Source organism: Dactylosporangium cerinum, assembly GCF_042653625.1.
Taxonomy (GTDB): domain Bacteria; phylum Actinomycetota; class Actinomycetes; order Mycobacteriales; family Micromonosporaceae; genus Dactylosporangium; species Dactylosporangium cerinum.
Genome location: NZ_JBHSIU010000091.1, coordinates 24,421 through 36,536, shown reverse-complemented (window position 1 = coordinate 36,536; position 12,116 = coordinate 24,421). Strand labels below are relative to the sequence as shown.

Below are 12,116 nucleotides of genomic sequence, written 5' to 3'. Positions count from 1 at the left end.
TTCGGGTTATGAGGTGTGCTGGTAGGCGTCGACGGCGGAGCGGACGTCTTCGCCGACGAGGTCGGCGTTGAGGGCGATGGCGGCTGCGGATGCGGCGCCGGCGGCGGTGATGACCTGGGCGCGGGGGTCCACGACGTTTCCGGCGGCCCAGACGCCGGGGACGCTGGTGCGGCCGGTCGGGTCCGTGGTGACCCAGCCGTCGTCGTCGACGGCACAGCCGAGGCCGGTGAGCAGGTGGTTGTTGGGGACGAAGGTCGGCGGCACGAACAGCGCGTCGCGGGGCACGACCCGTCCGCCGGCCAGCCGCACGCCGCGCAGCCGGTCGTCGTTGACGAGGAGTTGCTCGACGGCACCTTCGACGACGCCGATGGCGCGGGCGGTGAGCTGGGTGCGCTCGGCGGCGGTGAGGGTGCCGGGAGGGGTGAAGTAGACGAGGTCGTGGGTCCACTGGCGGACGATCTGGGCGTACCGGACGGCGCCGGGGCTGCCGCCGAGCACGCCGAGCTGCCGGTCGCGGACCTCGTGGCCGTGGCAGTAGGGGCAGTGCAGGACGTCGCGGGCCCACCGCTGCCGCAGACCCGTAATGTCGGGGAGTTCGTCGCGCAACCCGGTGGTGACCAGCACCCGTCGTGCCGTCCTGCGCAGCCCGCCGGTGAGTGTCACCTCGAAGCCGGTGCGGTCCTCCGTCAGGCCGTCGACGGTGGCGTCGAGGATGTCACCGCCGTAGTGCCGGACCTCCGCGCGGCCCACCTTCAGCAGTTCGGCCGGCGCCATGCCGTCGCGGGACAGGTAGCCGTGCATGTGGGCAGCGGGCCCGTTGCGCGGGGCGCCGGCGTCCACGACCAGGACACTGCGGCGGGCCCGGGAAAGGACCAGGGCGGCGGACAATCCGGCAGCGCCTCCGCCGATGATTGCCAAGGTGACGCCAGAGCCCCGCGCCCACGACGGCCACGAGTGGATCTACGTGCTGTCCGGCCGTATGCGTCTCGTCCTGGCCGACCAGGACTGGGTGCTGGAAGCCGGCGAAGTAGCCGAGTTCGACACCCAGGTGCCCCATTGGTTCGGCAGCACCGGCCAGGAGCCCGCTGAGATCCTGAGCATCTTCGGACGACCCGGCGAAAAGATGAGCGTGCGAACGACTTCACCACAGGAGTAGTTCCGCCTCGGAATCGGCGCGCCTCACGCAGGAGCAGGTGCCCGCGGATCGTGCTGCTGGCTGGTCCGGTGGAAATGCGTAGCCGTGGTGTGGCGGGTGTCCGGATACTGCGGCGGTGGCCGGTTCTGCATCACCTCAGCTGCTTCGACCTCGTGCGCTGAGGCCTGGCGACCTCGTCGTCATCGCTTCGCTGTCCGGGTCGCTGCCCGCGGCGTACGAACGCAACGTTGATCAGGCGGTGGTCGTGCTCGAGCGGATGGGATTCCGCGTGCGCCGGGCACCGCTGCTGCAGGTAGGGCGGCACCGGTGGTGGAGCGCGGCGACACCGGCGGAGATCGCTGCGGAGCTCAACGGTCTGCTTCGTGATCCTGAGGTGCGTGCGATCATCGCGAGTGACGGCGGCCAGACGGCGTTCGGCTACCTTGACCTGATCGATGTCGAGGCGATCAGGGCCGACCCGAAGCCGATCCTCGGCTACAGCGACATCTCCTTGCTGCATCTGGTGCTCTATGCACGCACGGGCCTGGTCGGGTTTCATGCCGACATGGCCGTGCCTGGCTTCGGCGGGCACTGGCAGGCTGTGCCGGCGACGCGCCAGGCGGAACTCGAGAACCTGTACGCAAGGTTGCTGACCGGCACCGAGGCGATCGGTGCGTTACCTGCGAGCCTGTCGTGGGAGTGCTGGCGGGCCGGGCGTGCCGAGGGCCGGCTGATCGGCGGGGTGATCAATCGCATCGCGCTGGTGCAGGCGACGCGTTTCGCGGTGCCGCTCGAATGGTTCGACGGTGCCGTGTTGTTCTGGGAGGAGATGGGCGGCCAAGCTTCCTATGTGTGGAGCTATCTGCAGGTGTTGCGGCACTGCGGCATCCTCGATCGGATCTCCGGCATGGTCGTGGGCGTTCCGCGGGAGATCGCCGGACTCGACTCGCCCGAGGCGTCCCCGACGCTGTCCGAGATCGTCCTTGACGTCATCGGCGACCGTGACATCCCGGTGCTGGGCAACGTCGAGTTCGGCCATGCCGGGCCGAATCTGCCGATGCCGGTCGGCATCCGGGTCGGCCTCGATGCGCAGCAGGGGACATTGTCGCTGCTCGAACCGGCAGTGCGGTCGCACGCGATGACGGAGACGGATTGACATTGGCGATCTCAGCTACATTCGGACGGCCGAAGGGTTGTGAGTGCCTGGAGACATGGGGGGACCATGGCGAACGCTCGACCGCCCGATGCGGTAGCCGCCGGCGAGGTGGTCATCGGACGACGCAGACTGCGGACCTGGCCGGGCCTGGTGGTCCTGGTCCTCGCCGTCGCCGCGTTGGCAGGGCCGTGGCTGGTCGCCGACCAGGTGTCCGACGACTCCGACCTGCTGCTCGGCCTGATCAACCTGGCCGGGTTACCCCTGATCCTGATCGCCGTGGTGCTGCTCGCGCGACGGGTGGTGATCGGCCCCATCGTCGCGCGGGAGGCACCGGCGGCCCGTCTCGGCCCGCTCGGCGTCGACTACCGGGTGATGTCCGACACCGGGTACGACATGCACATCGGATGGGACGAGGTAATCGGCTGTCAGATGCGGGTCAGCAAGCTCGGCAACCCGATGCTCTGCTTCGAACTGCGCGACCCCGAGCAGATCATCGCAGCCAGGTCCGGCCCCTTCCGTGAGGCCCTCGAAGTGTCGCAGCGCGACTACGGCACGCCGCTCGTCGTGAACTGCAAGCGTTTCAAACCCCCGCTGCGGGCGATCGACCACGCGGTCCGCACCGGCACGAGCAACCGCGCCCGCTTGCGCCCGTGACGCGCGTTCGGCGGTGAGGTCGGCAGGCACGCCGCTCATGCTGTGGTCTGTGCGACGGCCCGCCAGCGGGTCCTCATCTCGAAGTCGAGGGGGTTGAGCCCCGCAGGTCTGGTCTCACTTGACGTGCGCGAGAATGCTCACTCATTATTGAGTCAATGAACGCTGAGCTTTCTTCGACGGAGCGGCGCGCCCGGATTCACGCCGCCCTCGGTGACCCGGCACGCCTGGCCATCGTCGACACGCTCACGCTCGGCGACGCGTCACCGGGCGAGATCGCCCGCGCGCTCGACCTGCCCACGAACCTCGTCGCCCACCACGTGAAGGTCCTCGACGAGGCCGGGCTGCTGGTCCGGTCCCGCTCCGAGGGCGACCGGCGCCGCACGTACCTCCGCCTCGAGCCCGGGGCGCTCGCCTCCCTCGTGTCGCCCGTCCTGGCCGATGTGTCGCGGGTGGTCTTCGTGTGTACGCACAACTCCGCCCGCTCCCAGCTCGCCGCGGCGCTCTGGACGCACAGGACCGTGATCCCAGGCGCGTCGGCCGGCACCCACCCGGCGGCGCGGGTCAATCCCCGCGCTGTCGCCGTGGCCCGCCGGCACGGACTGGTCATCAACGCCACCGGCACCGCGCACGTCGCCGACGTCGTCCACGACACCGACCTGGTCGTCGCCGTCTGCGACAACGCCCACGAGGACCTCACCCAGGGTGTACGTCCGCGCCTGCACTGGTCGGTCCCGGCGCCTGCGGACACCGATGCCGCGTTCGAGGCGACGTTCGCCGACCTCGCCGCCCGGATCGACCGCCTCGCACCAGCCCTCGAATCCGGAGCACGTCATGACTGACGCCACCGTCCACGAGCTTCCGCTGCGCGACGAGATCGAACGCCGCGTGCGCCGCCTGATCGACCAGCTCAACATCCCCGCCGCGTGACTGAGAAGAGCAGGAGCACGTACTCGATGAACCACCCAGCACCGTGGCGACGGTTCCTCGCCGAGTTCGTCGGCACCGCGCTGCTCGTCACCGCCGTCGTCGGCTCCGGCATCATGGCCACGACGCTCTCGCCGGGTGACGTCGGGCTGCAACTGCTGGAGAACTCGGTGGCGACGGCGTTCGCGCTCGGCGCGCTGATCCTGACCTTCGGCCCGGTCTCCGGCGCGCACTTCAACCCGGTGGTGTCCGCCGCGGACTGGTTCCTCGGCCGCCGGACCGGCAGTGGGCTGAGCGCGCGGGACCTCGGCGGGTACGTCGCGGCGCAGACCGTGGGCGCGATCGCCGGGTCCGTTCTGGCGAACCTGATGTTCGACCTGGCAGCCGTGGACTTCTCCGGCAAGGACCGCTCGGCTGGTCACCTGTGGCTGGGTGAGGTCGTCGCCACCGCCGGGCTGATCCTGCTCATCTTCGCCCTCGCCCGTTCCGGCCGGGCGCCGGTCGCGCCGGCGGCCGTCGGTGCGTACATCGGCGCGGCGTACTGGTTCACGTCCTCCACCAGCTTCGCCAACCCGGCCGTCACCGTCGGCCGGGCGTTCACCGACACGTTCGCCGGCATCGCACCCGCATCGGTGCCGGGTTTCGTCGTTGCCCAGCTTGCCGGGCTCCTGGTCGGGGCCGGGCTGCTCCTTGTGCTGTACCCGGACGCCGGCCGCGCCGCCGACGAGGTGATCGTCGGCCACCCCGATCAGACCGCACGCACGTCCTGACAGCCGACACGCCCGGAGGAACCGAATCATCATGAGCGACAAGCCCAGCGTCCTGTTCGTCTGCGTCCACAACGCCGGCCGTTCCCAGATGGCCGCCGGCTGGCTGCGCCACCTGGCGGGCGACACCGTCGAGGTCCGCTCGGCCGGCAGCGAACCTGCCTTGCAGATCAACCCCGTCGCAGTGGAAGCGATGCGCGAGGTCGGCATCGACATCACCGCCAACATCCCGCGCAAGCTCGACTACGAGACCGCCGAGTCCTCCGACGTGCTGATCACGATGGGCTGCGGCGACGTGTGCCCCGTGTTCCCCGGCAAGCGGTACCTGGACTGGAAACTCGACGACCCCGCCGGGCAGGGCATCGACGCCGTCCGTCTGATCCGTGACGCCATCAAGGTGCGGGTCGAGCAGCTGCTCACCGAACTGCCCGTCGCGACCGGCTGACACCGCACACCCGAAGCCCCGCCGCCGCTTCGCCGGTGACGACGAGCGCCACATCTTGTCCGGCGTGACGACGTCAACCGGTGAGGAGCCGGGGCACGGCCCGGGCCGTCAGGACCAGGCGGGTGAGGCTGGCGGCGGTGGCGATAGCGAGCGGCCAGGTGAACGTCAGCGCCAGCACGGCGGCCCCCACGAGGACGGTGGCGTCGAGGGTCATGAGCCCGAGACCGGCGGCACCGGCGATTCTGGTGCGGCGGTAGCTGTGGCGCGCGGTGGCTGCGAGCGCCAGTGCGGTGACGACGGTCAGGAAGCCGAGGCCGAGCGCCAGCCGGACGGGTGCCGGCACGGGCCAGTTCCAGGCGTGGCCGGTGATCATCGCGACGGCCCAGCAGCCGCCGACGGCGGGTCCCGAGGCGACCAGTGCCTGCGCGGCGCGCCGGCCGGGTGACTGGCGCACGAATGCCGCGATGACCACGTGCGGCTCGCCGAACTCGGCGATGGCGGCGCCGGCTGCGGCGTCGGGGTCCAGGCCTGTGGAGAGGTGCCGCAGGTAGGTCTCGGTGAGGCCGTCGGCGAGCTCGTCGACCACGTCGGCGGGCAGGTGCCGCGCGAGGTCGGTGACGGCGGCGTCGATCAGCTGGTGGCCGGCCACGGTTGCCTGTCCAGCAGGGTGGTGACGGCGGCGGCGAACTCGTGCCAGTTGACCCGGTCGCCGGCGAGTTTCCGCTTGCCGGCTTCGGTGAGCTCGTACGTGCGCCGGCGGCGTCCGTCGGTGTGTGACCAGGTGCCGTTGATCAGGCCGGCGGCCTCCAGGCGGTGCAGTGCGGGGTAGACCGTGCCGGTGGGCAGGTCGAACCGGCCGCCGCTGCCCTCGCGGAGGGCCTCCTTGACCGCGTAGCCGTGCCGCGGGCCGGGTTCGAGGGCGGCCAGCAGCAGCACGTCGAGGTGCCCCTTGAGCGCCTGCGCCTCTGCCTTCATAGGTAGTTATGCTACCCTACGGCAGTAGGTAGGTTTACTACGCATCGGGTCGGAGGCGAAATGTCGCCGGTGTTCCTGACCGTGCTCGCGGTGCATGTGGCCGCGGGTCTGACCGGAGTCGTCTCGGGCGGTCTGGCGGCCGCCTCCCGTAAGCGGCCCGGCCGCCATCCACGGGCCGGCGCGGTGTACCTGTACGCGATCGGTGGCGTGTTCGCGACGGCGACCGCCATGGCAGTCCTGCGGTGGCGGCACGACTGGCACCTGTTCCTGATCGCGGTGGGCGCGTTCGCGCTGGCACTGCTCGGCCGATGGGCGCGCCGGCGGATGGTGTGGCACGGCTCGGCCATGGCCGGCTCGTACGTGGCCCTGCTGATCGGCTTCTACGTCGACAACGGTCCGCAGTTGCCGCTCTGGGATCGCCTGCCGCCGGTGCTGTACTGGCTGCTGCCGGCCGCTGTGGGAGCCCCTGTCACGTGGTGGGCTCTGCGGCGCAACGGCGCGATGCGGTTCAGCCGGCCGATGCCTCCACCGTCAGCAGGGCGGCGAGCTGGCGCATGATGCCGGGCCGGGCCCGGTAGTAGACCCAGGTGCCGCGCCGGTCGGAGTCGACCAGGCCCGCCTCGCGCAGGGTCTTCAGGTGATGCGAGATCGTCGGCCCGGACAGCTCGAACGCCGGCGTCAGATCGCAGACGCAGATCTCGCCGTCGGGGGCCGAGGCGATCATCGACATCAGTTGCAGCCGCACGGGGTCGCCGAGGGCCTTGAACGCCGGGGCGAGCACGGCGGCGCTTTCCGCGGGGATGCGTCGCTGCGCGATCGGCGGGCAGCACGGGGTGTCCGCGTTGAGGTCGGTGAGTGTGAGCGCCACCGCTTGCTTTGACATACGTCTAGGTTGACAGATCTCAAATCAGCGTGCAACTGTTTGATTCGACAGACGTCAAGACAGCGCCTCTGCTGGCTGTCCCAACCAACCAAAGGAGCACACCGTGACCAACATCCAGGCCCAGGGCGGCTTCACCGGCGACCCGGCCGCCGCGCTCGACGTCGCCGGCACGAGCGGTTGCTGCGGCAACCCGGCTCAGGCGACCCTCACCCTGCCGGAGCCCGCGAGCTCCGGGCCCTGCTGCGGCACCGCCGCGGAGGCGACCGAGGCGGGTTCCTGCTGCGGCACGTCGGCGAAGGCCGAGGCCGTCGCCTCCGGCGCGGGCTGCTGCGGATGAGCGCCGCCGGCCAGGCGCCCGCGCTCGCCGGGCTGCTCGACGCGGTCTCCGGTGAGCGGATGGCGGCCACGGTCAGCACCCTCGCCAGTACGCCGTTCGCCGGGCGGCGGGTCGGTTCGGCCGGCGGCGCCGCCGCCCGCGCCTGGCTCGCCCAGCACCTCGCCGACCTCGGCGCGACCGTGACCCTGGCGCCCTTCCCCGTCCGGTTCGTCCCCGAGGTCTACACGGCCCCGACGGTCGAGTGGCACGGCGGCACCACGACCCGCCGGCTGACCTTCGGTCGGGACGTCGCCGTTCACCTCGCCTCGGCCGACCAGCCGCTGATCCAGCGTGGGGCACTCGCGGTCGCCGGGGTGGGTGATCCCACCGGCCGGTGGCTCGTGGTTCCCGCGGGGATGACGCTGTTCGACGCGTACGGCCACGCGCACGGCGCGGCCGGGCTGCTGTTCGGCCGGGGAGTGGACGCCGACGGCTGGCACTACACGATGCTCGCCGGGCCGAACCCCGGCCCGCTGCCGATCCTCACCCTCGACACCACCACCCACGCCGCACTGCACACCGCGGCCGGCGCCGGCGCGGGATGGCTGGCCGGCAACACGCCGATCCGTCGCCTCGACGTGCCCGCCACGAACCTGCACGGCGGGTGGCGCGCCGACGGGGGTGCGGAGGTGTTGCTGACCGCGCACTACGACGGTGTCGGCGACCACCCTGGTCTTCGGCAACCGGCGGCGGCGGACAACGGCAGCGGCGTCGCCGTCGTCCTGGAAGCGGCTCGCGTCCTCGCCGGATCGGTGCGGCTGTCGGTCGCGCTGCTGGACGCGGAGGAGGCGGGCGCGCTCGGCTCCGCCCACCACGCCGCCCAGCTGCGCCAGGCCGGCGCGGCGTCGCTGGTGATCAACGTCGATGGTGCCGGTCACCTGCACCGGGCCGCGGCGGTCGAGGCGGGCGGGCCCGCCCACGCGCTGCTGGCGGCGCTGGACCAGGCGGGCCGGCACACCGCGCTGCCGCTCGTCGCCGGGCCGGTCGCCTCGGACAACCGTCGCTACGCGGCCGCGGGTCTGGCGGCGGTCGGGATCGGCGCCGGGATGGCCGGCTACCACAGCCCTGCCGACACCGCGGACCGCGTCGAACGGGAGACGCTGACGGCGGTTGCGCGGCTCGTCGTCGCGACGGCCTGGCTGGCGGCGGCGGATCCGGCTACACTTCAATCGTTGATCGGCGATAAGCGATGAAGTTGGTGATCGGTGGACGAGTTGCTGGACCGGGCGGTCGCGGAGGAGTACGCCTCCTGGTTCCGCGCCCTGGCCGACCCGTCCCGGGTGCAGATCGTGGAGTACCTCGCCCGGCAGGGGAAGCCGCTGAGCGTGGGGGCTATCGTGTCGGCGGTCGGCCTCGCCCAGTCGACCGTGTCGCAGCACCTGAAGATCCTGACCGAGGTGCGGTTCGTGCTCGTGGAGGCGGTCGGCAACGCCCGGCACTACCGGATCAACACCAACTGCATCGCGTGCTTCCCGTCGGCCGCCGACGTCGTGATGGGCAAGCCCGCACCGACCCCGATCGGCGGCTGCGCATGAGCGACATCACGATCCGCCCGATGACCGCTGACGACGGCATCGCGGTCCTGGCGATCTACCAGGCGGGCCTGGACGCCGGCAACGCCAGCTTCGAGGTGACCGCCCCCACCTGGGCGGTGTTCGACGCGGGCAGACTGCCGGAGCACCGGCACGTCGCCGTGGACCCCGGCGGCATCGTCCTCGGCTGGGTCGCCGTCTCTGCGGTCTCGGCCCGGCAGGTGTACGCCGGAGTCGTCGAACACTCCGTTTACGTCGACCCGGCCGCGCAAGGTCGCGGGGCCGGCCGGGCGCTGCTCGACGCGCTGATCACCTCGACCGAGACGGCCGGGATCTGGACCATCCAGTCCGGCGTCTTCCCGGAGAACGCCGCCAGCCGCGCCCTGCACCGCGCCGCCGGCTTCCGCGAGGTCGGCATCCGAGAACGCATCGGCCGCCACGCCGGCCAGGGCAACCGCTGGCGTGACGTCGTCTTCGTCGAACGCCGCAGCCCGCACGTCTCCTGAGCAAAACCCGAAGTACCGACTGACCGCAGTCCGCCCACATATTTCGAATTCTGTCGAGACAAGGGAACCATCTGATGAGCAATCTGCCTGTCGTCGTCATCGGTGCCGGCCCGGTCGGCCTGGCCGCCGCCGCCCACCTGCACGAGCGCGGTCTGCCGTTCGTCGTCCTGGAGGCCGGTGACGGACCGGCCGCCGCAGTCCGGCAGTGGGCGCACGTGCGATTGTTCTCGCCGTGGCGGTACACCATCGACGCCGCATCCCGTCGCCTGCTCGTGGACGCCGGCTGGGTCGAGCCTTCCCCGGAGCGCCTGCCGACCGGCGGTGAGCTCGCCGCCGACTACCTGCAGCCCCTGGCCGACCTGCCCGCGCTGAAGCCGCACGTGCGCTACGGGTCGCCGGTCGTGGCCGTGACCCGGCTCGGCCTCGACCGGCTGCGGACCGCCGGCCGGGACCAGGTGCCGTTCCTGGTCCGGCTGGCCGACGGCACCGACGTCCTCGCGCAGGCCGTCATCGACGCCTCGGGCACCTGGTCCGCGCCGAACGTGCTCGGCGCGTCCGGCATTCCCGCCCACGGTGAGGCCGAGGCCGCCGCGTTCGTCGAGCACGCCCTGCCCGACGTCCTCGGCGCCGACCGGGACCGGTTCGCGGGCAAGCGCACCCTGGTCGTCGGCGCCGGGCACTCCGCCGCGAACACGCTGCTCGTCCTGGCCGACCTCGCCACGCAGGTCCCCGGCACCGAGGTCACCTGGGCGATCCGGGCGGCGACCCCGGCCCGGACCTACGGTGGTGAGACCGCCGACGCGCTGCCGGCCCGCGGCGCGATCGGCACCCGGCTGCGCGAGCACGTCGACGCCGGCCGGATCCAGCTCATCACCGGGTTCTCCGCGCAGACGCTCACCGTCCTGCCCGAGGGTGGGGTCGAGGTTTCCGACGGCGTGCGCGCCGTGGTGGTCGACCGGATCGTGTCGGCGACCGGGTTCCGGCCTGACCACGGCTTCGTGTCCGAGCTGCGCCTGGACCTCGACCCGATCCTGGGCTCGACCCGGGCGCTCGCCCCGCTCATCGACCCCAACCAGCACTCCTGCGGCACCGTCCCGCCGCACGGCGTCGACGAGCTCACCCACCCGGAGACCGGGTACTACGCCATCGGCATGAAGAGCTACGGCCGCGCCCCGACGTTCCTCCTGGCCACCGGCTACGAGCAGGCCCGTTCCGTCGTCGCTGCCCTCGCCGGGGACTGGACCGCGGCCCGCGACGTCCAGCTGGACCTGCCGGAGACCGGCGTCTGCAACAGCAACCCGGTTGCCGAGGAGGAGACGGCCGGCACGGGCGGCAGCGCCTGCTGCGGTACATCGGCGGAAACGGTCGCCCCGGCCGGGCGTGGGCTCGCCACCGGGATCGCCGGTGGGCTGCTGTCCACGCCGCTGACGCTCGTGTCGGCGACGCCGTCCGCCGCGGGTGAGCAGAGCGGCGGTTGCTGCAGCTGATGGCGGCAACCTTGACATCGACGACCCGCCGGCCGGTCTTCCACGGCTGGCGGATCGTCGCCGTCTTCGCGGTCACGCAGACCGCCGGCTACGGCTGCCTCTACTACACGTTCGCCGTCCTGCTCCACCCCATCGCCGCCGACCTGCACACCACGACGACCGCGGTCACCGGCGCCATCACCACCGCCCTGCTCGCCTCGGCGGCGGTCGCGGTGCCGGTCGGACGGTGGTTGGACCGGCATGGCGGACGTGCGCTCATGACGGCGGGATCGGCGTCCGGCGCCGCGCTGCTCGCCGCCTGCTCCCAGGTCCGCACCATTTGGCAGCTGTACGCCGTGTTCGTCGGGCTCGGACTGGCGATGGGCGCGGCACTGTACGAGCCGGCCACCGCAGTCATCGTGTCGTGGTTCGACCCGGCCCGCCGGTCGAAGGCACTGCTGACGATGATCGTCGTGGCCGGGTTCGCCAGCACGATCTTCATGCCGCTCACCGGTCTGCTCGAACACCGGCACGGCTGGCGTACCACCCTGCTCATCCTCGCAGCCGTGTACGCCACCGTCGCCGTGCCCCTGCACGCCCTCGTCGTACGCCGCCCACCCACCCCGGCCACCAGGCGGTCCCGCGTCGCCGACCGCCGCGCTCTGGTCGGCGCGGCGATGCGCGACCGCAGGTTCTGGTGCCTCGCCGTCGCGTTCGTCGCGCACGGCGCCGCGATGAGCGCCATGACCGTCCACCTCGTCGGGTTCCTCGTCCAGGCGGGGCATCCGGCCACGTTCGCCGCCACCGTCGCCGGGCTCCTCGGGGTGCTGTCCGTGACCGGGCGGCTCATCCTGACCGGCGCCCAGCGTCGCATCCGGCTGCACCGCGTCGTCGCGGTCGTCTTCACCGTGCAGGCGGCCGCCGCGCTCAGCCTGCCCTTCGCCGGCGGCACCCGGACGGGCGCGATCGTTGCCGTCACCGGGTTCGGCATCGGGTTCGGCGTCGCCAGCCTCGCCACCCCGGCACTCCTCGCGGACCGCTACGGCACCACCGCCTATGCCAGCATCGCCGGCACCCTCGCCGCGCCCGTCACCCTCGCCAAGGCCGGTGCACCACTTGCCGCCGCCGCCCTGTACACCAGCACCGGCGGCTATACGCCCGTGCTGTGCGCCATCGGCGTATGCAGCCTCATCGCCGTGACCGGCATCCTCGCCCGCGCCACGTCGGCACCGCCGCACGCCACCGTCGCTTGCGCCACGGTCAACGCCACGGGCACGGACGGCGCGTACATCTGAAG

Annotated in this window: 17 protein-coding genes; 13 read left to right on the top strand and 4 right to left on the bottom strand. The window is 72.0% G+C overall.

Annotated features, from left to right (window positions below; genetic code table 11):
- Window positions 1-6: 6 nt before the first annotated feature.
- Window positions 7-888, bottom strand: a complete 882-nt coding sequence (locus ACFPIJ_RS50805) for an NAD(P)/FAD-dependent oxidoreductase (protein WP_380126697.1) — start codon at window positions 886-888, stop codon at window positions 7-9.
- Between the two features lie 19 nt (window positions 889-907).
- Here ACFPIJ_RS50805 and ACFPIJ_RS50800 point away from each other — a divergent pair, with 19 nt between their 5' ends.
- From ACFPIJ_RS50800 to ACFPIJ_RS50775, 6 genes are all read left to right on the top strand, one after another.
- Window positions 908-1,156: a cupin domain-containing protein gene (locus tag ACFPIJ_RS50800; protein WP_380126696.1), complete on the top strand. Its 249-nt coding sequence runs from the start codon at window positions 908-910 to the stop codon at window positions 1,154-1,156.
- Between the two features lie 115 nt (window positions 1,157-1,271).
- Window positions 1,272-2,291, top strand: a complete 1,020-nt coding sequence (locus ACFPIJ_RS50795) for a S66 peptidase family protein (protein WP_380126695.1) — start codon at window positions 1,272-1,274, stop codon at window positions 2,289-2,291.
- Window positions 2,292-2,357: 66 nt separating this feature from the next.
- Window positions 2,358-2,945, top strand: a complete 588-nt coding sequence (locus ACFPIJ_RS50790) for a hypothetical protein (RefSeq protein WP_380126694.1) — start codon at window positions 2,358-2,360, stop codon at window positions 2,943-2,945.
- A 155-nt stretch (window positions 2,946-3,100) separates the two neighbouring features.
- Window positions 3,101-3,784 (top strand): arsenate reductase/protein-tyrosine-phosphatase family protein, encoded by a 684-nt coding sequence (locus tag ACFPIJ_RS50785; protein ID WP_380126693.1) that lies wholly within the window; start codon window positions 3,101-3,103, stop codon window positions 3,782-3,784.
- Between the two features lie 84 nt (window positions 3,785-3,868).
- Window positions 3,869-4,639 carry an aquaporin gene (locus ACFPIJ_RS50780; protein WP_380126692.1) on the top strand — a complete coding sequence of 257 codons (771 nt, stop codon included), beginning with the start codon at window positions 3,869-3,871 and terminating at the stop codon, window positions 4,637-4,639.
- A 31-nt stretch (window positions 4,640-4,670) separates the two neighbouring features.
- Window positions 4,671-5,081: an arsenate reductase ArsC gene (locus ACFPIJ_RS50775; RefSeq protein ID WP_380126691.1), complete on the top strand. Its 411-nt coding sequence runs from the start codon at window positions 4,671-4,673 to the stop codon at window positions 5,079-5,081.
- Window positions 5,082-5,154: 73 nt separating this feature from the next.
- Here the strand turns inward: ACFPIJ_RS50775 and ACFPIJ_RS50770 are convergent, their stop codons facing one another.
- Complete coding sequence (locus ACFPIJ_RS50770; protein ID WP_380126690.1) at window positions 5,155-5,730, bottom strand: hypothetical protein; 576 nt, start codon at window positions 5,728-5,730, stop codon at window positions 5,155-5,157.
- Window positions 5,712-6,056, bottom strand: a complete 345-nt coding sequence (locus ACFPIJ_RS50765) for a PadR family transcriptional regulator (protein WP_380126689.1) — start codon at window positions 6,054-6,056, stop codon at window positions 5,712-5,714. Before ACFPIJ_RS50765 ends, ACFPIJ_RS50770 begins: the two co-directional genes overlap by 19 nt.
- Before the next feature lie 60 nt (window positions 6,057-6,116).
- On the opposite strand from ACFPIJ_RS50765, the gene ACFPIJ_RS50760 reads away from it, so the two are divergent.
- Window positions 6,117-6,614, top strand: coding sequence for a hypothetical protein (locus ACFPIJ_RS50760; protein WP_380126688.1), 498 nt, complete (start codon window positions 6,117-6,119; stop codon window positions 6,612-6,614).
- On the opposite strand, the gene ACFPIJ_RS50755 is transcribed toward ACFPIJ_RS50760, so the two are convergent.
- Entirely contained in the window at window positions 6,565-6,939 is a 375-nt protein-coding gene (locus ACFPIJ_RS50755) for an ArsR/SmtB family transcription factor (protein ID WP_380126686.1), read from the bottom strand. The two genes, ACFPIJ_RS50760 and ACFPIJ_RS50755, sit on opposite strands and share 50 nt — an antisense overlap.
- A 103-nt stretch (window positions 6,940-7,042) precedes the next feature.
- On the opposite strand from ACFPIJ_RS50755, the gene ACFPIJ_RS50750 reads away from it, so the two are divergent.
- The 6 genes from ACFPIJ_RS50750 to ACFPIJ_RS50725 all read left to right on the top strand — a co-directional run bounded on the left by ACFPIJ_RS50750 (window position 7,043) and on the right by ACFPIJ_RS50725 (window position 12,114).
- Entirely contained in the window at window positions 7,043-7,276 is a 234-nt protein-coding gene (locus ACFPIJ_RS50750) for a hypothetical protein (RefSeq protein WP_380126685.1), read from the top strand.
- Window positions 7,273-8,508, top strand: a complete 1,236-nt coding sequence (locus ACFPIJ_RS50745) for a M28 family metallopeptidase (RefSeq protein WP_380126684.1) — start codon at window positions 7,273-7,275, stop codon at window positions 8,506-8,508. Before ACFPIJ_RS50750 ends, ACFPIJ_RS50745 begins: the two co-directional genes overlap by 4 nt.
- Window positions 8,509-8,520: 12 nt before the next feature.
- Complete coding sequence (locus ACFPIJ_RS50740; protein WP_380126683.1) at window positions 8,521-8,850, top strand: ArsR/SmtB family transcription factor; 330 nt, start codon at window positions 8,521-8,523, stop codon at window positions 8,848-8,850.
- Complete coding sequence (locus ACFPIJ_RS50735) at window positions 8,847-9,353, top strand: GNAT family N-acetyltransferase (protein ID WP_380126682.1); 507 nt, start codon at window positions 8,847-8,849, stop codon at window positions 9,351-9,353. The genes ACFPIJ_RS50740 and ACFPIJ_RS50735 overlap by 4 nt, the downstream gene beginning before the upstream one ends.
- Before the next feature lie 74 nt (window positions 9,354-9,427).
- Complete coding sequence (locus ACFPIJ_RS50730) at window positions 9,428-10,840, top strand: NAD(P)-binding domain-containing protein (RefSeq protein WP_380126681.1); 1,413 nt, start codon at window positions 9,428-9,430, stop codon at window positions 10,838-10,840.
- A complete protein-coding gene (locus ACFPIJ_RS50725; RefSeq protein ID WP_380126680.1) occupies window positions 10,840-12,114 on the top strand; it encodes an MFS transporter in 1,275 nt (424 codons plus the stop codon). The genes ACFPIJ_RS50730 and ACFPIJ_RS50725 overlap by 1 nt, the downstream gene beginning before the upstream one ends.
- Window positions 12,115-12,116: the final 2 nt, after the last annotated feature.